Here is a 20,967-nt window from a genome sequence, read left to right as displayed (position 1 = left end):
TAAACACCTAAACTGGCAAAAGATAAAAAGTGAGAGAAGTAGAAGATGCAGATGAGTTTTGGATCCCTGGAACTGGCGCAACGTCTGAAACAAAACAACGCGCTGATGAAGATTGACGCGTTGATTGACTGGGGAGCATTACGTCCGATGCTGACTGGTTTATACAAGCGCGAGCTATCAAATGGTGGAGGGCAGAAACCGTTTGACGCACTGATGATATTGAAGGTGATCCTGCTTGGTCAGTGACATAGCTTGTCGGATTGGAGCAAGCGCTGCGTGTGCAGATTGATTTTCTGCATTTTTGCGGTTTGTCCTCGTCGGATGCGATACCGGATGAAACTATTCTGTGCCGGTTTCGCATCCGCCTGATGGTCAACGACAGGCTGGATGGTCTTCTGGCCTCTATCAATGAACAGATTCAATCACACAGTTTGATGGTCAAGGGTACGACGGGTGCGGTGATTGATGCCATACTGATTGAGTCGGCGGCGCGTCCTAAAAAGACCATCACACTGGAGTGGATGCGGAAGACGGCTACGTGCGCGGGGTGCACACCGCCCCTGCCAACCAGAGCGAAATGGTGCATTTCGAAACAACCATCGTTGGCGCGCACACGCACATCGAGGCGAATCGAGTGTATGCGGATAAAGGTTCAGTAAGCCAACGCCAATCGGCAGTTTCTGAAAAAGCACAAAATCAAGAGCGCGATCATGCACCGGGCATATAAGGAACAAACCACTCTCGGCACGACAGAAGCTGGTAAACAAATTGATCAGTAAAAAACGCTATATCGTCGAACAATGTTTTGGCACGGCCAAACACCTATTTGGAATGGGGCGCGCCAGCTACTTCGGCACGATAAAAGTCAATGTCCAAGTCGTGCTGAAAAGCATCTGCATGAATCTGAAAAAAGCTGCCAACAAAATTTTTGTGGATGAGCCATTCAAAAGGGGAGCAGTCTGCCCCAATGCAGCATAAGGGTGAAAAACTCCTTTGGAAAAGGAGTAAAACTTCATTTTTCTGTTAAAAACACATAAAAGTATCATTTGGAAATCCCTCCCCCACCGCTACAACAAAATTATCAGGGTTATGCAAAGGTCTTTGTTATGCGGCAATGCCCATTAACACGTATAAGATCGTCCAGACGAGGTCCCGCGTCCAAGCCCCCGGTCGTGTCACCGGATGACGCCACCATCATTAAACGGGCAGTTACCGATTGAGCCAATCGGCCCTTTGGAAATAGTACGTCCAAAGGGTGTCGACCCACGGGCCGTTGCCAGTGCCAAACGGATTCCAGGTCCAATAGAATCACTCGTAAAGCAACCCGCTGCAGCAACCCTGGTACTTGCGGTGAAAGGGGGACCAGCTGAGTCTCCTTCATCAAAGACGGAAATCGTACTGGTAGCGAGTTACGTTTCTCGTCTTCCTACACGGATAGGGAATAAAGCCACACTTCCAACACATTCACACTCTCCCACTGGGTAAGCTGAGTTTCCTGATGCGCTGCATAAATCATTAGAATCTAGTAGAGGCTCAAATCATCGTCATCCCAGCTTGCCTGTATCTGCCTGCTCCTGCCCCAGGTAATGCTGGAATAGAGAAAAACGGCACCATTTAGAACGGTTAACGCTAAGTTCACTTGCCAAGCCGGCTGCAAGGGAACTGGATGTCGTCTGTGAGCAGCGAAGCATCCTGGGGAAGTCCGCAAAGCAGGGGGCAGCGTACGCTCCCATCACTACTAATTGCTCGGTGGTAATGCCTTGAGATAAGCGGCGATTGCGGTGCGATCCTCGATCGTCAGGTGGCCCATATTGGCAATCACCGACACCATCTGCGCGCCCGCGCTGTCATAATCCGGGTCCAGACCGGTTTCCAGGTAAAAGACGATATCCCTTGTATTCCAGTCCAGCGTGTCTGGCGTAATTCCCGGTATCTTGCCCTCTCCCGACGGATTGGGTGCACCGGCCATCCATCGGCTGCGATCCAGTCCCCCGGTCACGTTGCGCGGTGTATGGCATTCCCCACAATGGGCCAGTGCCTCGACCAAGTAACGTCCGCGCTCAAGCTCCGGCGAGTCGGCTGCTTCCAGCATCCAATTAGGCGACATGTTCAGCAGCTTCCACAGACCGATGCCGCGTCGGATGGTAAAGGGAAATCCAAGCTCATGTGGGGTGTTCGGGGTGTCCGAGGACGGTAACGTATCCAGGAATGCCTTCAGATCTGCGATGTCCTGCGTCTTCATGTGCTGATAGCTGCTATAGGGGAAAGCCGGGTAGTAGTGTCGGCCATCCGGGGACGTACCATACAACAGCGCGTTTCCCAGATCCGCTACGCTCCAGCCAGCCAAACCTTCGTCTGACGGCGAAATATTGGGTGCTATAAAAGTACCAAACGGACTGACGATCCGATAGCCGCCCGCCAGTACCAGCCGAGCCTCATCCTTGGCCCCGGGCGCTGCATGACACGATGCACAGCCTCCAGCCCAGAAGATCGTCTCGCCGCGTTTGGCATCTCCGCTGGTATCTGCGAATACATTGACATCTGCGCGCTGCGGACTGGTCAGGAACCAGAACGCGCCGCCGCCAATTAGCATCAAAACAATCAGGTAGCGCAGTAATCTTGCCATAGTTACCTCTGGCCGACGCTATGCCGACTTACTCATCCGTCGCAGCACGGAAGTCCTCGTGGCAACCACTGCAGGATTTTCCCAGCGGAATCATTGCCGCGCGTAATGATGCCAGCCCGTTGCCTGCCGCCTTGGCCATGTCGGCGCTGGTCTCGATCAGTTTCTCCACATGGCTGCCGATCTTGCTGCCCTCTGCCCAAATCTCTTTCAATGCCTTAGTATGCTCTTCGCCCAGGGTTGCCGTGTCCGATCCTGGTGGCCAGTAGCGCGATTCATCTATTCGGGCCAGCGCAGCAAGGTTTTCTGCTGCCGCAGTAGCGACGTCGGCATTATAGGCGATCTCGCCCTTGGCCATGGCGCCCAGCGGAGCCAGGTTGAACGCATACAGCGTCATATGTGATATGGTCTAATAGACCCGGACACTCCAGTTAAGAGAAAATAGTCTTAATTGGAGGATGAAATGGAGCCCAGGAAACACTATACAAAGGAATTCAAGCTGGATGCAATCAGCTTGGTACTGGATCAGGGATTAACGATAGCAGAAGCTGCCAGAAGCCTGGAAATCAGGGCTAACATGCTTGGGCGATGGATCAGGGAGAGCCAGGCGGATACTAATGGTCAGGCATTCCGCGGTAATGGGAAACTGACACCGGAGCAGGAAGAAATCCGGCGGCTTAAACTAGAAAACAAGCAATTAAAGCTTGAGCGGCAAATACTAAAGGAGGCGGCGGTCTTTTTCGCGAAAGAAACGAAGTGAAGTATTCGTTCATCACCCAAAAGAAAAAGACCTACCCGGTCGGCCTGATGTGCCGGCTATTGGGTGTCAGTCGCAGTGCTTACTATGACTATGAACAACGCCGCTGCAATTGCCCGGATGATCTACACCACAGGCAACTACTTAATGCTGTGCAGAATATTGCAAAATCATGCGATTACACCTATGGCAGTCGCAGGATGAAACGAGCGCTAAATGCCTTGGACTATCGGGTTAGTCGCTGGAAGGCGAGAAGACTAATGCAAGAAGCCGGGATACAAGTGAAACACCGGAAGAAGTACAAGGTGACGACGGACAGCAATCACCCGTTGCCAGTGTTTGAGAACCAATTGAATCGGCAATTTACGGTTGCCAGACCGGATCAAGTCTATGTTTGCGACATTACCTGCATTTGGACTCAGGAAGGCTGGCTGTATCTGGCGGTTGTCATCGATTTGTTCTCCCGAAAGGTGGTGGGCTGGAGTATGAGCTCACGGATGAAAACAACACTGGTTTGTGATGCATTACGAATGGCGATCTGGCTACGCCGGCCACCGCCTGGCCTGATCGTGCATTCGGATCGTGGGTCGCAGTATGCTAGCAAAGCATACCGCAATCTACTGAAAGCATACGGTTTTATTGGCAGTATGAGTCGTCTGGGAAATTGTTGGGATAATGCGGTTGCGGAAAGTTTCTTTGGCAGCCTCAAGCAGGAACGCTGCCAATGGCGGCATTACCAAACCCGCCATGCAGCACAGCAGGATATTTTGCAGTATATCGCCGTGTTTTATAATAACCAAAGACTGCATTCATACCTGGATTACAAAAGTCCGAATCAATATGAAGCAGAAGCAGCAAAATCGATAAAAGCAGCTTAACTGAGGTGTCCGATTTTACTTGACCACGTTAACTCGTCAATTCGATTATTAGGCCAGGCAGGTAATTTTATGAGTGTGTCTTTGAGCCAGACAGAAGGGTTCAGGCCGTTGAGTTCGGCAATGCAATCACCCATTAACGCACCGGCACCCGGAATATTGTATTTATTAGCTCCAACCCCCCCATTTTTTCATTTCAAATGAAATAAGTTCATTTACTTACCCAATAACATATCCATAAAGTCTTGGCGAACTTCTTTGGTAAGATTGCGGTAGGTGCCGAAAGGTACATGAGAATTTGATTTGGTGACATCAATCTCAATTCCCCAAAGCGGAGCAGCCGTTGTTGGCAATAAGGAATATCGCCCATCACCAATTACATAGTCATAATCGGGATGTAGAATCAGTATCCCGTCTGAAAGCTTGCTAAATCGTTGGATATCTTGATACATAGTAGTGCCTTTGAATGGCGCATATTTTTGTTTCCAATTTAACAAAGCCACTACTTCCCCTTCATATAATTTTGGTTTTGAAAAAGGCAACAGTCGCACTCCGTAAGTGTAAAGATTATCTCCTTGCGTATAACGAATACTCCACAAAATTTCATTGGCCATGGTTGGTTTGACTGTTAAATACTCAATTATGTGGCCTTGTCGGCTAGCTATTTCATGAGCCAAATCCTCTACCCTCTTTTGCTGAGAGAAGCCAAATGCCAAATAAATGGCAATCCACCCAAGCCCAATCCATGCAAATAGAGATTTCTTTTTATAGAATGCAAAACCTACCGCCAGAATCAATATCAGCGAAAAAAGAGGATCAAAAATAGAGATTAGATTCCATGAAAACCGCTCATCCGTAAAAGGCCACAACAATTGCACCCCGTAACTGGTTGCGGCATCTGAAAGGCAGGCAGATCCATAAGCCAAAAGACTATAAAAATACGTTTCTTTGAAGCTTAGCTTTTTTCTAACTAACCACCAAATGATTACGGTTGCAATTAGAGCGCCAACCGGAGTAAAAAATAGAGAGTGGCTAAACTGCCGATGGAATTCGACAGTTAACAATGGATCAGCAGCACTATTAATAAATACATCTAAATCAGGTAAGAGTGCACCAAAAAATCCAACAAGGGATATTTGCCGAATATTTTGTTTATTAGCAAAGGACTGCGTAGTGGTAGCACCAATGAGCCCATGGGTAATAGGATCCATAACCGACTTTGAAAGTTATTCTATGTGGGGATAAAAAATAAACCCTTTTTCCAGGATTTTTCCATGTACTGAAAGCTGACTTAGCTGTCATACATGATGATAATCGATCGAGAAATGACTATGTTTTGGTTCTTCACACAAAAAAGCCAAAGATTTTGCCGAATTATGGCACTTAAGGCGAAAGATGCCCAAGGGTGAAGGTCAATCCAATTGATGAAAATATTTGTGCAAGTGTTCTCAGCGATGACTCTCATATCCTTACCACACAGTACGGAAGTGTTCAAATTCAGGAATTATAAAAACGCCCTTTGAGTCAGGTAATACGTACAAGGCAGCCGTGCTGACTCATTGCAAAGTACCCTGGTAAACCAGGGCTGCTGTGTAACTAGAGCATTTTTGATTTAAATATATGCATGTAATAGACTATTTTCTATCACAACTGATGGGGAAGGTTATGCATGCCTATTCACAAGATCTTCGAGATCGCATTCTGGGTGCGTTGGATCGTGGCGAAGGTCCAACGGCAATTGCCCGGCGCTTTGAGGTGAGTCGCGTGTAGGTGTTATCAGGTACGCAAGCGATGGAAAGAAGAGGGCCAGCGCCATAGTTTGCCGATGGGAGGTTATCGGCGATCCCGCATTGCGCACAAGGAAGCGCAGATTCGGCAATGGATAGAAGCCACGCCGGATCTAACGCTTGTCGAGCTTAGTGAACGTTTGGCTGCAGAAGGCATTCAGATCAAGGTGCCGGCGCTATGGCATCAACTGAACAAATGGGGGTTGAGTTTAAAAAAAACCTGCACGCCAGCGAGCAATCGCGCACAGACGTACGTCAGGCACGAACTGAGTGGGCCCGCGAGCAGCAGCATTGGGATTGCCGTCACCTAGTCTTTCTGGATGAGACGGCAACGGCCACTGGAAGAGCACCACCTTCATTGCGGGACTGCGTCACGATGCGATCACCGCTCCGTTAGTGCTCGACGGCCCAATGAACGGGGCCGCGTTTCTCGCCTATATTCAAACATGCCTGTGCCCCACGCTGCAGCCAGGTGACATTGTGGTGCCGACAACCTGAAGACTCCTGCACAACTTCCCCACGTTAGCCAAATAAACACCTAAACTGGCGAAAGGTAAAAGGTGAGTGGAGTAGAAGATGCAGATGAGTTTTGGATCCCTGGAACCTATCGTAGTGTCTGAAATTACTTGACCACTACATGTTGCCGACATCTTCCGTTTTGTGGATGAGTGATGTTACTTCCTATCGGCGTTGATGTCGCTGATGAAGATGCTTGTGTCAACGATTATTGCGCAGACGATGAATCACGACAATCTTCGCTGATCTCGATATCTTTTCGTATTACTCATGTCTTTTGTCTATTTCATCCACATATAGAATTCATAGCTATATTCTTTATTGCGAATATACAAATATAATATTACACTTCCATCCTTCTATTTCAACAGCAGGTGTTTCAATGTCGGATGTTTTGCGACAATTCAAGGCCAGTGTTTTTCAGGCGCTGGCACACCCAACGCGTATTGCTATTGTAGAAGCGCTACGAGAGGGTGAGCTGTCCGCCGGCATTATTATCGATAAGTTGGCGTTAGAGCAGGCAAATGCTTCACAGCATCTCGCTGTCTTACGCGCCAAGCAGATTGTCGCTACGCGTAAAAAAGGTAATCAGGTTTTTTATATGGTGCGTGATCCACTTCTTATAGAGGTTCTGGATATCATGCGCCGCTACTTTCAGACGCATATTGAGGAATCCGTGATGATGTTTCAGGAGCTTGAGCAGATAGATAAAACAGAATCCGGCGAACAATGAGTAAATACACTTCCGGCTGGAATCAATGGATGCCCAAACTTGTTGTATGCCTGCGTAACTACTCTAGGCAGGATTTTGTGGCTGATCTGATCGCCGGGCTGACTGTTGGCCTGGTAGCGCTGCCATTAGCAATGGCTTTTGGCATTGCTTCAGGTGCTACTCCGCAATCGGGAATTTATACTGCCGTTGTAGCCGGATTCATTATCTCGGCATTGGGTGGTTCGCACACGCAAATCGGTGGCCCAACCGGCGCGTTTGTGGTGATTGTTGCAGACATCATTATCAAATTTGGTTTTTCCGGTTTATTGATGGTTACGATGATGGCTGGTGTGATACTGATCATCATGGGCATTACCGGTTTGGGTACCGCAGTCAAGTTCATTCCGCGCCCAGTAATTATTGGTTTTACTAACGGGATTGCATTACTGATTGCCTCAACTCAAATCAAGGATTTTTTAGGGCTACAAACACCTGCTGCTCCCAGTGAATTTATAGAACGCATTACCATGCTCTGGACATATATTGACACGATCAATATCCCAACAGTGTTGATGGCAAGCGCTTCACTGGCGGTCATTTTACTGTTTCCACGCATCAGTAAACATATTCCGGGCTCAATTGTGGCGTTGTTCTTAGGAACTGCTTGTGCTGCGGGATTTAATCTGCCGATTGAAACCATTGGCAGTACATTTGGTGATATTCCAACCGGTTTACCCGCACTAACCATGCCCGCTTTCCAACCTGATCTGATCATTCCACTTCTCCCTTCTGCATTAACCGTTGCATTACTTGCAGCAGTGGAAAGTCTGCTCTCGGCAGTGGTCGCTGATGGTATGAGTGGTGACAAACACAACTCTAACGTAGAGCTGATTGCGCAGGGTGTAGCGAATCTGGCCACACCACTGGTGGGAGGCATTCCTGCTACCGGTGCAATTGCGCGCACAGCCACCAATATTCGTTCTGGTGCAAAAACCCCGGTTGCAGGCGTTATTCATGCCCTGACACTGTTACTCATTTTATTGATCGCAGCGCCCCTGGCGCGTTTTATTCCGCTGGCAGTGTTGGCAGCAGTGCTCTTTGTCGTCGCCTACAACATGGGAGAATGGAAAGAAATTCGCGGCATCATACGTCTTCCTAAAGCCGAGCAGGCAGTATGGGCCGCCACCTTTAGCTTAACCGTATTAGCTGATTTAACCGTTGCAGTTGAAGTTGGTATTGTGCTGGCTGCGCTGCTGTATATCTATCGTGTATCACAAACAACGTCGGTCTACACGGTAACCGATGAGTATGTTCAGAGCGGACGTGCTCACAGCTTGCAAGACAGGGGACTCCCCTCCTATGTTTCAATCTTGCGCATTCAGGGGCCATTTTTATTTGGCGCAACCGATAAACTATTGGAAAAAACAACAGACCTTACTCAGTTCGCACCCATTGTGATTCTGCACCTACACAACATGATTGCAATTGATGCAACAGGACTACATGCATTGGAAAGTTTGCCTGAACGTTTGCAGCAGGCGGGCAAAACCTTGCTTGTGTGTGGCATACGTAACCAGCCAGCACAGATGCTAAAGCGTTCATCCATTACTAGCAGCATTGGCCAAGAAAATATTCTGCCCCATATTGAGGCCGCCTTACAGCGTGCACAGGAGATCATGGAAAGCTTTGATGGTATGGGAGAGGAAATTGCCAAGGATTACGATACTACGCACGCGCCACTATAAAACGCCTGTATGAGATTACATTATTCGATCGCCTCCTGTTTAACTGCTGCAAGCTTTTCAAGCAAGACCTCCTGCGCACTGAATCTACTGTTCCTTCTGGCTGATTTGTGCTTGTAATACCCGTCGCCATCCATTTCCCAGGCTTGTACGTTATCGCGCAAATACGGTTTCAATCCTTCTACAATAACGCGTTTTTTCAGCCGTGGATCAAGCACCGGAAAACAAATTTCCACGCGCCGGAAGAAATTCCGGCTCATCCAGTCGGCGCTTGCCAGATAGACGTTGTGCTGCTTGCTGTTGAGAAAATAAAAAATACGGGAATGCTCCAGAAACCGCCCGACAATGGAACGCACCCGGATATTCTCCGATAACCCCGGTACACCGGGGCGCAATGCACAGGCACCTCGTACAATCAGATTGATTTTTACCCCGGCGGCGGAAGCGGCATACAGCGCCTGAATGACAGCCGGTTCCAGTAAGGCATTCATTTTAGCAATGATGGCAGCCGGCTTTCCTGCAGTAGCATGTTTTACTTCCTGCTGGATGCTGTTCAGTATCTGGTTATGCAAATTAAAAGGTGACTGCCAGAGATGCCGCAGTTTGCTTGCCTTGCCCAGTCCGGTTAATTGTAAAAACACCTCGCTGACATCAGTACAGATTTCTTCATGACAGGTCAGCAAGCCAAAATCGGTATAAACCCGCGCTGTTCCCGTATGATAATTGCCTGTTCCCAAGTGTACATAGCGCTTTAGCTGGCCTGCTTCACGCCGCACCACCATGGCCATTTTGCAGTGTGTTTTGTGGCCAAAGACACCATAAATAACGTGCGCGCCCACTTCTTCCAGCCGCTTGGCCCAGTTGATGTTGGCTTCTTCATCGAAGCGAGCGAGTAGTTCCACCACTACGGTCACTTCCTTGCCTAGACTGGCGGCTGCCACAAGCGCCTCCATCAGAGTCGAGTCTGAACCGGCACGATACACCGTCTGCTTGATTGCCATAACATCCGGATCAGCGCTGGCTTGCTGGATGAATTCAACAACTGGCTGAAACGACTGGTAAGGATGATGCAGCAAGATATCACCCTTGCTGATCACCTCAAAAATATTATGCCCCTTCTTTTTCCGGGGCAAGAAAGGAAGACCCGGAACGAAACGTGGAAATTTGAGATCAGGCCGATCAATCAGATCAAACACCTGCATCAATCTGACCAAATTGACTGGCCCCCTTACCTGGAACAGGTCCTCGTTTTTGAGTGCAAACTGTTCCAGCAGAAATTCTGCCATTTGCTGTGAGCAGTTATCTGCTACCTCAAGCCTGACTGCATCCCCCAGATGGCGCTGTGATAACTCGCCCTGCAATGCGATCCGCAGATTCTTGATTTCTTCTTCATCCACATACAAATCACTATCGCGGGTAACGCGAAACTGGTAACAGCCGGTAACATGCATCCCTGCGAAAAGTTCGCCGACATGCGCGTGAATAATGGAGGACAAAAATACGAAACTATAGGGGTAGCTACTGACTTCTTTCGGCAACCGTATCAGACGCGGCAGGATACGGGGCGCCTGTACGATCGCAACACCAGAGTTGCGGCCAAATGCATCTTTTCCTTCCAGCCCGACCGCAAAATTCAGGCTTTTATTCAACACGCGCGGAAAAGGATGCAAAGGATCAAGACCGATGGGAGTCAGCATCGGCATCAGCTCACGAAAGAAAAAATTCCGGATCCATTCACGCTGGCTGTCATCCCAGACATTACGACGCAAAAAACAGATACCCTGCTCCACTAACGCGGGAAGAACGTCATCATTGAGCAGCTGATATTGCCGGGAAATCAGCTCATGCACCTGCCTGGATACCTGTTCAAACGTCTGGCCCGGCGACATGCCATCCGAACCAAAACCTGGGGAATCCAGCTTGATCTGTTCTTTTAGCCCGGCAATGCGCACTTCAAAGAATTCATCAAGATTGCTGCTGACAATACAGATAAAGCGCAAACGCTCCAGCAACGGGATTTCTTCATTTTCCGCCTGAGCCAGCACGCGGCGATTAAATTCAATCTGGCTAAGCTCGCGATTCAAAAACTGTTTGGTAAGCGGGATATCCGGCCTGGTTGCCGATGCCTTGTCCGGTTCGTTATTTACCACGATCAGCCCCTGCCCAATATTTCCGGAATGTAGAAAACGGTCGCAATAGTTTATTTTTCGGGAGGAACGTAGCCAACCGGCTGCTCAGCTCCTTCACCAAAGAAATAGGCTTCCATTTGGGTGGCGAGATATTTGCGCGCCTTGATATCTGCCATGCTCAGCCGCATTTCATTCACCAGCATCGTCTGGTGTTTGATCCATTGCCCCCATGCTTCCCTGGAGACATTTTCAAAAATCCGTTTACCCAATTCCCCTGGGTAAGGTGGAAAATCCAGCCCCTCCGCTTCACACCCAAGTTTGATGCATTGCACATTTCTGGCCATATTGTTGTTATCCGTTTAGATTGATTACACGACTATTTTTATGAGAGATGAATACACGTCATACCAATGGGCAGTTTACAATATATTTTCCGAATGGATAGACTCGGAAGCAAAGACTGTCAGCCCCATGACGTAGTCATCACATTCCAGCCCGCCCATGTTGAATTTGCGCGTCCCTACCTTGCGAAACCCCATGCGGGTATAAAACCCGATGGCGGCATCATTATGTTCATATACACCGAGTAACAAACGCTCCGCCATGCGGGCACGTGATTCGGCAATGGCTTCCTGTAGCAGCCTTTTACCAAGGCCCCGCCCCTGAAATTTGCTGAAAATATAAATTCGTTTCAATTCAAGATCACGCGAGGAGCTGTCCGGCAGCAAAAACGGCGATGGCGCGACAGTCATGTAACCAATGGGGGCGTGACCCGGGCTGATTTCGGCCAGCCAGAGTTGATAGCGGCTATCGGCTAGCCAGCTGCGATAACACTCAACAGAATGGGCGTTGGCACAATGCGTGAGAATATTTTGTCCCTCCAGAACGCCCGCAAACGCTTCGAGAAATGTCGCCTGGCCAATCAGTGCAAGTGCTGCTTCATCACCAGATGAACAGATTCGTATCCGGATTTTACTGTTCATCTGGCCACTCATTTTCATCGTTCTCATTCCGCTCATCGGCTGAAAATTCGGGGAGAATGCTGCCAGCCTTCTGATATTCCGGCCGGATCAGGCTGTGCCCCCGGAATGCCGGCATAATTAACTGCTCATCAGTACGAAATGGCTCTACAGCTGGGCGCAATCCTGCCCGCCAGATTTCCATGGCGTCATCTGCCAAAGGCGCTCCCCGCTTGAATACTGGCCGCTGTTTCTCACGCCGTTCATATTTCCGATACGGTTGCAGCACCATGCAACTGCCAAAAGGGAAACAGGGGTACAGCCCCGGTATTTCCGGATAGAGCAGAAGCGGTTGAATATAAAAAGGGAAATACGACAAACCACCTCCCATCCAGATTGCCGGAAGAATCTGGGATTGCCTACTGTGAAGAGACGGTCGATTGAAACTGGCTTCAGAAAAACTTGTGCCAGGAAAAACAATCAGCATACCAAGTACCCATAACAGTCTGTCGTGTCTCTTTATCAGCCATCTCATCCTCATCTCTCCTGTTACAACCCATACACCCCGTCTGCGGAAAATGGCCGTTTCACGACCCTCCCGGTACAATGTCCAATTCAGTCATAAGATTCAAGAATACCACTCATGCCATCTCATCAGTCAATTCTGCCTCCACCCCGTCTAACTACTGAAGAACCCGGCTCCTTCGCTTCCTTTTCACTGGAAAAGCGGTTACCTGTCATTCTTGGCAAGCTTATCGATAACGCTGACACAGCTGTCTTACACGCTTTGCAGCAACTGGCAACAGAGATGCGGGAAGGAAAAATCACTACCTTGCCACCGGTAATTTTTGGCACACTTGATCAGATAATCAAACCGTACAGCGGACGGAGCTGGGCAAACATGCCGTTTCTTACCGTCGAGCTCTATTTCTACGCACGGATTCTGCTGGCCTTCGGTTATAGCACAGCCACGCCGACCGATCCTTTCCAGCCAGCTAAAGAAGCAGCCAACTTACAGGCCATTGAATCGCTTGCCACACTGGCCGAGTATTGTGGTCCCGACTGCGATATCCACAAACTGCTGCGCTGGTCAGTCATTGGAAACACAGCTGATCTCAGTCAACACACCATCCCGGAAGCTGATCAGGTTTCGCTGCTGGTAGATGAGAGTGATGCGGCAACAAAGTTAATTACTTCCCGAATGCAGCGGATTGATCTGGTGTTTGATAATGCCGGAATGGATGTACTGACAGACCTGCTGCTGATCCGCAAGATCAGCAGCTACTGTTCACACATCGTTGCACATGTCAGACCTTATCCGATGTTTGTTTCGGACATGACTATGATCAATATGGAAAATCTGATCGAGAAACTGGGAGTTTCATCTATTCCGGCAGCACGCAAACTGGGGGAAGATATTACGCAGTTGTTACGCCAAAATCAGCTGACACTGCGCACCAGTCCTGCATTGGGATTACCTGCCAGTTTTTATGCGGATGAAACACTTACCCGTGAAACTTTTGAGAATGCAGAATTGGTTATTTTCAAGGGGGACTTGAATTATCGCTATTTTGCTGGTGATCGACGCTGGTCGCACACCACAGAAAAAGATTATTTTTTACAGCGTTTTGGCCGATCAGCCCTGTTTTTACGCACACTTAAATCAGAAGTGCTGGTTGGCCTTACACCTGAAGTTGCCGCGAAAACCACCACGCTTCAACCAGACTGGCTCACCTGCGGCCACTACGGCATCATTCAGGTTTTTACTGGATAGCAGGAACAACAATCATTGCAACAAGCAGCCACGAAAAGAGCATCAATGTCGCTGTCACAACCGCCTTGAACTGCCATATACCTGATTTTTTAAAACTATCACCCGAAAGATGCTCGAAGGATGGTTCCTGAAAACCTGATTCAGCAACCTGTTTATCTTCGGTCTCAGCTTTAATCAGGAAATCCCTGGATTTGGCTTTCAAAAGGAGTTTTATTGCTTCATTCTGCATGCGCTGATAACGATTACGTTCCGTTACGAGGCTGTTGTAATTCTTCTTGCAAAATCTGATGGTATACGAGTACCAGAGCACCCCATAAATGGCACTTACCAGAGACAATATGACAAAAGGCCCGAGAAAGCTCCCCATAGCCACGGCTACCTGTTTCACTTTATTGGCATTGGCCAGACTCACCATCGCAATACCCGCTATAAATGTCCAGATACTTAATGTGAGTCTCCATTCAACTGTTTGCAGTACTTCTACACGCTTGAGATGCAGCTCTGCAATCTTCAAATACAATTCTTCCCGGTTCATATCATTCTCCAAAAGTAGATCGTCACGAATTTACCTGAATACCGGCAATCTGCTGAACACGGGCAAGTGAAACAGGCTAAATCACATTAAACAATGACAGCTCGGAAACACGGGTAAAGGATTTCTGTGCTGCTTCCAGCAAGGCTTGTTGACGCACCATATCAGATATAGCTTGCGCAAAATCCAGATCCTGCAGGCGCGAGAGTGATTGCTGATACTGAACGGCAGTATCCTCACCAATTTGCTGCAGCGCATCGATTTCCTGCAGCCGTGATCCAACCGCAGCCCGTTTGGTCAATACATTATCCAAAGCAGTATCCAACTCCTGCAACACATTACCCACTGCCCCATTGGGCATACCACCGGGGGTTTTCAGTGCTGTAATAAAATTATCCACTGTCTGAAACAGATTTTGACCACCCGGTTCAAAAACAGCATCACCGGTTTCACTTACCGGCAACTGCCGGGAACCGGAAACTTGTATCAGTCGCTGTTCCTGATCACCTTGATACGTCACAACGCCAGCAGACTGCTCGACGAACGGTTGAGTATTACCCTTAAATCCGGAGAACAGATAATTGCCCTGTTCATCCTTGGTATTCGCCAGTCCCAGCAAGTGCTCGAAATGACCGCGCAGTTCGACGGCCATCATCTGCTGCTCATTATCAGAATAGGCCGGATTACCCGCTGCTACCACCATGGTTCGCACACTCTGGATAACATTGGAAACACTGCCGAGTGTACTATCCACTTGTTGCAGGCTGTCCATTGCCCGGTAACGGTTATCAGCATATTGCGTATTCAATGAAAGCGATTGCGCCAACTCATGAGCACGCGCCGCTCCGATTGGATCATCCGACGGGGTCATGATGCGCTTGCCGCTTGAAAGCTGTTGCTGCAGCTTGAACAATGAACTTTGCTGTTGCAGCATGGATTTTGTACCCTGATCGTATAAGGTATTAGTACTGACGCGCATGATAAATTCCTTTTCTGTCAAAAATTGATCAGATTCTGAGCAACGAATCAAACAGCGAATTGCTGATTTCGATCACCTTGCTGGAAGCCTGAAACATCCGCTGATAACGCAGCAGGTTAGCAGCTTCTTCCTCCAGATTGACCCCGGATAATGACTGTATGGCCTGATCTGTCTGCGCAAGCAGGCTCTCCTGTGCCTGGCTGGTGACTTCCAGTTCACGGGTTTTATTACCCACCTGACTGACCAGACTCGCATACGCCGACTGATAGGATGCTGTTCCACCCTGCAGAGTGTTTGTTGTCTGCAACTTGGCAAGCTGCAAAGCATTACGGTTATCGGCCACACGATCATCAAAACTGCCTCCATCATTTAAAGCTGCCGCAATTTCAGCGGGATCACTGATTGCGACCTCAATACTTCGCGCAGCATGATTGGAATCCGTCACCTCAAAAAAATTTTTACCTACCGTACCCTGTAGATCAAGTCCTAATACATGCTGATCATTGAAGGTATCGGCAAGCCCCTCGGCAAGCTGATTAAAGTCAGTTTGTATGGCATCCAGTGTTTCACTGCGAAAAGCCAGTAATCCTCCCAAACTTCCCCCCTGCAACTGGTGTTCTGGCAGCACTATTTCTCCACCTTGCTGATCCATTGCCACCACCAGGCGCTGCGGATCACTTGAAGAGGGCACCGCCTTGAGTGCCATCGCACTGGTGCCGACCACCAACGACTGACCATTACCAATAAAGACGTTGTAATGGCCATTACTCTGACGCACGACATCCACATTGGCCAGTTTGCTGAGATCACGGATGAGCGCATCGCGCTGATCGTACAGATCATTGGCCGGCTGGCTATTTGCCGAGCCTTCTACTGCCTGGATATTGGTATTCAGCCGCACAACCTGCTGCGCCAGTGAATTGATCTCATTCACGCTACTGGCAATCTGGCTGTTCACTCCCTCACGCATTTCCGACAAACGCTGATCCATTGACTGAAAGCGGGAAACCAATGCTTCAGCGTTGCTCAACATCGCCTGGCGGGAAGGGATCGAGGTCGGGTTGGAGGCGACATCCTGTACTGCATTGAAAAAATTGTGCAGCGCAGGCGTCAGCCCGGAAGTGGTATCCGCCAACAAATTATCGATCTGTTTGATCTCATTGTAATGACTATCCAATTGGCTGCTCTGGCCTTGCGCTTGCAACGACTGACTGACCAGATACTGGTTGTAGATACGTTGTACGGTTGACACCTGCACGCCTCGGCCGATAAATCCATTACTGTGCGGCAGGGGGGTATTCGTACTCTGAATAGCTTGCTGGCGGTTATAACCGGGTGTGGTCGCATTGCTGATATTGTGGCTGGTCGTCAGCAAGGCAGTTTGTGCAGCCTGTAGCCCGGAAACACCCACATTCATAATACTGTTTGCCATTGTTCTACCCTCGATTATCGTGAATTACTTCTATTTGTTTACGGCAAAATTCCAGTGGGATTAAAGCCATGATTCATCATATTTGCTCATTTCGTTATGAATCCCGCAACCGCCCTCTTTGCGAGATCCGTTTTAAGCTTTAGCCGTCACTGCGAACATAGTGAAACAGGTGGGTGGCGTGAAGCAATCCAACACCTTTGGAACCACTGCTACTGGATGCTGGTATTCGCAAAAAAGCAGCAAATATTTAACAACTCCTTATATGTTCAACGCATCACTGTTGATGATCTTCAGCAGCTTTTCCGCGTAGGATGGATCAGTCGCATAACCAGCCTGTTGCAACCCCCAGGCAAACGCTGTGGCACTGCGGCTTTTCAGCACGGCTGCATAACGGGGAGTGTTCTGCAGTAACCGCGCATAATCCCGGAAGGCTTCCTCGTAGGAATTGTATGCCCGGAATTTTTCCCTGATCTTTTGCGGTGTACCATCCACATATTCGGTGGTCATGGTTTCCACCACTTGTCCACGCCAGTTCCCGCTTGCCTTGATGCCAAACAGATTGAAGCTTGGCTGATTGTCCGTCCGCCGGATCTGATGCCTGCCCCAGCCAGTTTCCAGCGCGGCCTGGGCAATCATGAAATGTTCAGGAATGCCGGTTTCACGCGCCACTTTGCGGGCATGCGGCAATACATCCAGCACAAACTCTCTGGGCTGATCAACCGCAGCTATCTCAGGACCATCATTCCCGGAGCTGGAAGCAATTCCCATCCGGTTTGTTCGCCATGCGGGCGAGACAGCTGAAAAATTTGGTTTAGCGGTAGCCCGATTAAGATTCGTCCAGAGTTGGGAAGGCAGATCCTTTGTTTGCCCCGGCGCCACTGAAACCAGTGGTTTCTCATCATTTCCGACAATAGCTGTCAAGAGAGATTCTGCTCCGTCTATGGCGTTAGCCTGTTCCTTGCCGACAGCTTGTGACAATTGCCGTACGATCATGTCTGCCAGGCCAATTCCCTTGTCAGAAAGATTCTGCACCAGTTGCTGATCAAGCATCTGGGTATAAAAACGCGATTGATCACTATCAAACAATCCTTCTTTGGGCGTGGCTTCACGCATACTTTTCATCATCATGTTGAGAAACAGCGCCTCAAACTGCTTTGCCGTCTGCTTCAGCCCTTCCTGCGGATCGCGCCGGGCTTGATTGCGCAATTGATCAACTGCTTGCGCATCGATGGCCAACTGGCCGGAAATGTCGGGAGAATTGATCATATCGCCAACCTAATCAAATAATTTCCAGCTCTGCCCGCAATGATCCCGCTGCCTTGAGTGCTTGCAAAATTGCCAGCAAATCCTGCGGAGTGGCACCAATGGCATTCAGCGCTTTCACCACATCAGCCAGACTAGCTGATCCCGGCAACAACATCAGATTACCTTCTTCCGAACGCACTTCGATTTGTGATTGCGGCACCACCACCGTTTCACCACGCTGTGAGAAGGGTCCGGGCTGGCTGACAATCGGCTGGGTATTGATGATCACCGAGAGATTGCCATGCGCCACCGCACTGGGTTCAAGCGTCACCATCTGGTTCATGACGACCGAACCGGTACGCGCATTGATGATGACCTTGGCCACACCCTGTGCCGGCATGACATCAAGACCTTCAATCTGCGAAATAAACGTGACACGCTGATTGTTATCCACGGGTGCCCGCAGCTGGATAACGCGCCCATCCAGTGCAGTGGCCGTTCCATACGAAAAACGGCTGTTGATTGTCTCCACGATACGCCGTGCGGTCGTGAAATCAGTGTCGTGCAATTCCAGGTTGATGTACTCCCCCTGGCCGAGCAACGTTGGCACAGCGCGTTCCACAATCGCACCCGCACTGATCCGCCCTGCGCCCAGATGATTAATCTGAACACTACTGCCGGCTGAACTGGCACCCGCACCGCCAATCACCAGGCTGCCTTGGGCAACGGCATACACCTGGTTATCAATCCCTTTTAACGGGGTCATCAGCAAGGTACCGCCACGCAGGCTCTTGGCATTGCCCATGGATGAAACCGTCACATCAATCTGCTGCCCCGGTTTGGCGAAGGCCGGCAAGGTAGCCGTTACCATGACAGAAGCAACATTGCGTAACTGTAAATTGACTCCTGGCGGAAGATTCACGCCCAATTGCCCCAACATGCTGAGGATACTTTGTACGGTAAAGGGTGTCTGCTGGGTTTGATCACCCGTACCATCTAAGCCGACTACCAATCCATAGCCAATCAACTGATTAGCACGCACACCCTGGATATTGACCAGATCCTTGATGCGTTCGGCAGAAGCTGGGGCAGAAATAATCAGGCAGCCCAATAATCCGAGATTCAGCAGCCCGAAATTCCGAATCCATTTGGATAAAGTCATAGCGATATGCCTCTGGTATGCTTAAAAAGGTGAAATCGACAAAAAGAAACGTGACAGCCAGCCCATGGTTTGCGCTTCATCCAGATAACCAGTGCCCCGGTATTCGATACGCGCATCAGCCACCTGCACCGATGACACGGTGTTGTTCATAACATTAATCGGGTTGATCACCCCGGAAAGCCGGATGAATTCATGCCCCTGATTGATACCGATCTGCTTTTCACCGCTCACCAGCAAATTGCCGTTGGGCAGAATATCGATCACAGTCACAGTAATCGTGCCGGTGAAATTATTGTTGCTGGAGCTCTCTCCCTTGCCATCAAACTTGTTGCTTGATTTGGCTTCCAGATCAAGATCCTGAAAAATGGATTTGAATGGCAAACCGAGGAATGACGGTACTGAAAGATCAATCCCCCCATCACGCTGGGCGTTACTGCCACTTTTCTTGCTCGCATTGGTCTTCTCGTTGAGCATGACGATGATGGTGTCACCGATGCCGCGCGCGCGACGATCCTCGAATAATGGCGTATAGCGCCCGCTGCCCTGATAGTTGAATGCCGCCTGATAAATCCCACCATTGCTCTGACTGACAGGAATAATCAGCGGCTCAGGCGGCCGGATCGTCATCGGTTGCTGCACTTTCGGCGCGGGCGTGATCATTGAACACCCTGTCACCATACTGACCATGACAATTAATACGGGAGAAATCAGCGTGCCAAGAAGACGCTGATTTATTGCGTCAAAGCAGCTGGATTGCTTCATTTCATTCGCAATGACGTCCATCAATTTAATCAGTGTTTCCCCAAAATTCTTCATACAAAAATTCCATGGCGCCAGAACATTACCTATCCATAAAATCAGAAGCCACACATCCCATGAGCGTACCAAAAAGCCTGAATTTCCAATTGATACAGCTGATGTGTTAAAACCACATTCATTCAAACTGAATCAAAGTTGGGTAAGTCTGCTTAACATCTGGTCGGAAGTCTGGATCGACCGGGAATTGATTTCATACGCGCGCTGGGTCTGAATCATTTCAACCAGCTCTTCCACCACATTCACGTTGGAAGTTTCCACAAATCCCTGATTTAGCAGTCCGATGCCGTTAGTCCCCGGAATACCGGGATTGGGCACACCACTGCTCATAGTCTCCAGATAAAGGTTTTCACCAAAGCGCTGCAGGCCAGCAGGGTTAATGAAAGAGGTCAATTGAATATTACCCACTGGCAATGGTGTGGCCGAACCCGGTGTCAGTACAGATACCGTGCCATCCCGTCCGATCGTGATACTTAGCGTATTCGGCGGAATGGTAATGGATGGCTGCAGCGGAAAGCCACTGGCGGTCACCAGCTGACCATCCTGATCAGACTGGAATGCACCATCGCGGGTATAAGCCAGCGTGCCATCCGGCAGCAAAATCTGAAAAAATCCTTCCCCCTGAATCGCCACATCACGTGTATTGCCAGTCTGCTGCAAATTACCCTGCAAAAAGATATTTTCGGTTGCCACCGGCCGCACCCCGGTTCCCAGCTGCAAACCAGAAGGCAGACGCGTGCGTTCGGATGACTGCGCACCCGGTTGGCGGATGGTCTGATACAGCAAATCTTCAAACACCGGACGCATGCGCTTGAAGCCATTGGTACTGATGTTGGCCAGATTATTGGCAATCACATCCATTTTGGTCTGCTGGGCATCCAGACCGGTTTTTGATATCCACAACGAGCGAACCATAGCGTTATCCTT

At 49.3% G+C, this 20,967-nt stretch carries 23 protein-coding genes and 1 pseudogene; 9 read left to right on the top strand and 15 right to left on the bottom strand.

The features are described from left to right. The first annotated feature begins 51 nt into the window (after positions 1-51). From ACZ5EJ_RS01305 to ACZ5EJ_RS01295, 3 genes and pseudogenes are all read left to right on the top strand, one after another. Complete coding sequence (locus tag ACZ5EJ_RS01305; RefSeq protein ID WP_256201603.1) at positions 52-246, top strand: transposase; 195 nt, start codon at positions 52-54, stop codon at positions 244-246. Positions 247-278: 32 nt separating this feature from the next. Continuing rightward, the gene (locus ACZ5EJ_RS01300; RefSeq protein ID WP_256201602.1) at positions 279-659 is read left to right on the top strand and encodes a transposase; all 381 of its coding nucleotides are present in this window, start codon (positions 279-281) and stop codon (positions 657-659) included. A 52-nt stretch (positions 660-711) separates the two neighbouring features. Continuing rightward, positions 712-978 (top strand): annotated as a pseudogene (locus tag ACZ5EJ_RS01295) (transposase); the annotation flags it as partial. Between the two features lie 760 nt (positions 979-1,738). Here ACZ5EJ_RS01295 and ACZ5EJ_RS01290 read toward each other — a convergent pair. Beyond that, positions 1,739-2,626, bottom strand: a complete 888-nt coding sequence (locus ACZ5EJ_RS01290; protein ID WP_074456496.1) for a cytochrome c — start codon at positions 2,624-2,626, stop codon at positions 1,739-1,741. Positions 2,627-2,654: 28 nt separating this feature from the next. Next, positions 2,655-3,020 (bottom strand): c-type cytochrome, encoded by a 366-nt coding sequence (locus ACZ5EJ_RS01285; RefSeq protein ID WP_074456497.1) that lies wholly within the window; start codon positions 3,018-3,020, stop codon positions 2,655-2,657. 66 nt (positions 3,021-3,086) lie between these two features. On the opposite strand from ACZ5EJ_RS01285, the gene ACZ5EJ_RS01280 reads away from it, so the two are divergent. Then, positions 3,087-4,258 (top strand): IS3-like element ISNieu3 family transposase gene (locus ACZ5EJ_RS01280; RefSeq protein ID WP_464556878.1). Its coding sequence is split into 2 segments (ribosomal slippage): positions 3,087-3,366 and positions 3,366-4,258, totalling 1,173 coding nucleotides; the frame shifts between segments, so codons are not numbered across the junction. Here the strand turns inward: ACZ5EJ_RS01280 and ACZ5EJ_RS01275 are convergent. Both ACZ5EJ_RS01275 and ACZ5EJ_RS01270 read right to left on the bottom strand, forming a co-directional pair. Beyond that, the gene (locus ACZ5EJ_RS01275; protein ID WP_439822774.1) at positions 4,255-4,392 is read right to left on the bottom strand and encodes a transposase domain-containing protein; all 138 of its coding nucleotides are present in this window, start codon (positions 4,390-4,392) and stop codon (positions 4,255-4,257) included. The genes ACZ5EJ_RS01280 and ACZ5EJ_RS01275 overlap by 4 nt on opposite strands. 78 nt (positions 4,393-4,470) lie before the next feature. Further along, on the bottom strand, positions 4,471-5,466 hold the full coding sequence (locus ACZ5EJ_RS01270; RefSeq protein WP_011633479.1) for a metal-dependent hydrolase: 996 nt from the start codon (positions 5,464-5,466) through the stop codon (positions 4,471-4,473). A 409-nt stretch (positions 5,467-5,875) separates the two neighbouring features. Here ACZ5EJ_RS01270 and ACZ5EJ_RS01265 point away from each other — a divergent pair, with 409 nt between their 5' ends. The 4 genes from ACZ5EJ_RS01265 to ACZ5EJ_RS01250 all read left to right on the top strand — a co-directional run bounded on the left by ACZ5EJ_RS01265 (position 5,876) and on the right by ACZ5EJ_RS01250 (position 9,015). Continuing rightward, the gene (locus tag ACZ5EJ_RS01265; protein WP_240142253.1) at positions 5,876-6,025 is read left to right on the top strand and encodes a hypothetical protein; all 150 of its coding nucleotides are present in this window, start codon (positions 5,876-5,878) and stop codon (positions 6,023-6,025) included. 55 nt (positions 6,026-6,080) lie between these two features. Continuing rightward, positions 6,081-6,353, top strand: a complete 273-nt coding sequence (locus ACZ5EJ_RS01260) for a COG3415 family protein (protein WP_240142252.1) — start codon at positions 6,081-6,083, stop codon at positions 6,351-6,353. A 587-nt stretch (positions 6,354-6,940) separates the two neighbouring features. After that, a complete protein-coding gene (locus ACZ5EJ_RS01255) occupies positions 6,941-7,291 on the top strand; it encodes an ArsR/SmtB family transcription factor (RefSeq protein WP_074456207.1) in 351 nt (116 codons plus the stop codon). A gap of 29 nt (positions 7,292-7,320) precedes the next feature. Next, the gene (locus tag ACZ5EJ_RS01250; RefSeq protein WP_464557287.1) at positions 7,321-9,015 is read left to right on the top strand and encodes a SulP family inorganic anion transporter; all 1,695 of its coding nucleotides are present in this window, start codon (positions 7,321-7,323) and stop codon (positions 9,013-9,015) included. A 20-nt stretch (positions 9,016-9,035) separates the two neighbouring features. On the opposite strand, the gene ppk1 is transcribed toward ACZ5EJ_RS01250, so the two are convergent. From ppk1 to ACZ5EJ_RS01230, 4 genes are all read right to left on the bottom strand, one after another. Further along, positions 9,036-11,162, bottom strand: coding sequence for a polyphosphate kinase 1 (gene ppk1, locus ACZ5EJ_RS01245; protein WP_011633474.1), 2,127 nt, complete (start codon positions 11,160-11,162; stop codon positions 9,036-9,038). Between the two features lie 50 nt (positions 11,163-11,212). Further along, positions 11,213-11,485: an oxidative damage protection protein gene (locus tag ACZ5EJ_RS01240; protein WP_011633473.1), complete on the bottom strand. Its 273-nt coding sequence runs from the start codon at positions 11,483-11,485 to the stop codon at positions 11,213-11,215. A 75-nt stretch (positions 11,486-11,560) separates the two neighbouring features. Next, on the bottom strand, positions 11,561-12,124 hold the full coding sequence (locus tag ACZ5EJ_RS01235; protein WP_011633472.1) for a GNAT family N-acetyltransferase: 564 nt from the start codon (positions 12,122-12,124) through the stop codon (positions 11,561-11,563). After that, the gene (locus ACZ5EJ_RS01230) at positions 12,114-12,635 is read right to left on the bottom strand and encodes a hypothetical protein (RefSeq protein ID WP_256328338.1); all 522 of its coding nucleotides are present in this window, start codon (positions 12,633-12,635) and stop codon (positions 12,114-12,116) included. Before ACZ5EJ_RS01230 ends, ACZ5EJ_RS01235 begins: the two co-directional genes overlap by 11 nt. Positions 12,636-12,743: 108 nt before the next feature. Between ACZ5EJ_RS01230 and ACZ5EJ_RS01225 the strand changes: the two genes are divergently transcribed. Next, positions 12,744-13,874, top strand: coding sequence for a damage-control phosphatase ARMT1 family protein (locus ACZ5EJ_RS01225; protein ID WP_464557285.1), 1,131 nt, complete (start codon positions 12,744-12,746; stop codon positions 13,872-13,874). Here ACZ5EJ_RS01225 and ACZ5EJ_RS01220 read toward each other — a convergent pair. The 7 genes from ACZ5EJ_RS01220 to flgG all read right to left on the bottom strand — a co-directional run bounded on the left by ACZ5EJ_RS01220 (position 13,864) and on the right by flgG (position 20,955). Then, positions 13,864-14,409 (bottom strand): hypothetical protein, encoded by a 546-nt coding sequence (locus ACZ5EJ_RS01220; protein WP_464557283.1) that lies wholly within the window; start codon positions 14,407-14,409, stop codon positions 13,864-13,866. The genes ACZ5EJ_RS01225 and ACZ5EJ_RS01220 overlap by 11 nt on opposite strands. 76 nt (positions 14,410-14,485) lie before the next feature. Then, on the bottom strand, positions 14,486-15,385 hold the full coding sequence (flgL, locus tag ACZ5EJ_RS01215) for a flagellar hook-associated protein FlgL (RefSeq protein WP_464557281.1): 900 nt from the start codon (positions 15,383-15,385) through the stop codon (positions 14,486-14,488). A gap of 28 nt (positions 15,386-15,413) precedes the next feature. Further along, the gene (gene flgK / locus ACZ5EJ_RS01210) at positions 15,414-16,817 is read right to left on the bottom strand and encodes a flagellar hook-associated protein FlgK (RefSeq protein ID WP_074456203.1); all 1,404 of its coding nucleotides are present in this window, start codon (positions 16,815-16,817) and stop codon (positions 15,414-15,416) included. Between the two features lie 258 nt (positions 16,818-17,075). After that, a complete protein-coding gene (flgJ, locus tag ACZ5EJ_RS01205; RefSeq protein WP_011633466.1) occupies positions 17,076-18,083 on the bottom strand; it encodes a flagellar assembly peptidoglycan hydrolase FlgJ in 1,008 nt (335 codons plus the stop codon). Positions 18,084-18,096: 13 nt separating this feature from the next. Then, positions 18,097-19,224: a flagellar basal body P-ring protein FlgI gene (locus ACZ5EJ_RS01200; RefSeq protein ID WP_011633465.1), complete on the bottom strand. Its 1,128-nt coding sequence runs from the start codon at positions 19,222-19,224 to the stop codon at positions 18,097-18,099. Between the two features lie 21 nt (positions 19,225-19,245). Then, complete coding sequence (locus ACZ5EJ_RS01195; RefSeq protein ID WP_011633464.1) at positions 19,246-19,986, bottom strand: flagellar basal body L-ring protein FlgH; 741 nt, start codon at positions 19,984-19,986, stop codon at positions 19,246-19,248. Positions 19,987-20,172: 186 nt separating this feature from the next. Further along, entirely contained in the window at positions 20,173-20,955 is a 783-nt protein-coding gene (flgG, locus tag ACZ5EJ_RS01190) for a flagellar basal-body rod protein FlgG (RefSeq protein ID WP_011633463.1), read from the bottom strand. Positions 20,956-20,967 lie beyond the last annotated feature (12 nt).

It is taken from the genome of Nitrosomonas sp. TNE100 (genome assembly GCF_055387135.1).
Note: the sequence above shows the minus strand (reverse complement) of the source record. Positions and strands in the feature narration are given on the sequence as shown.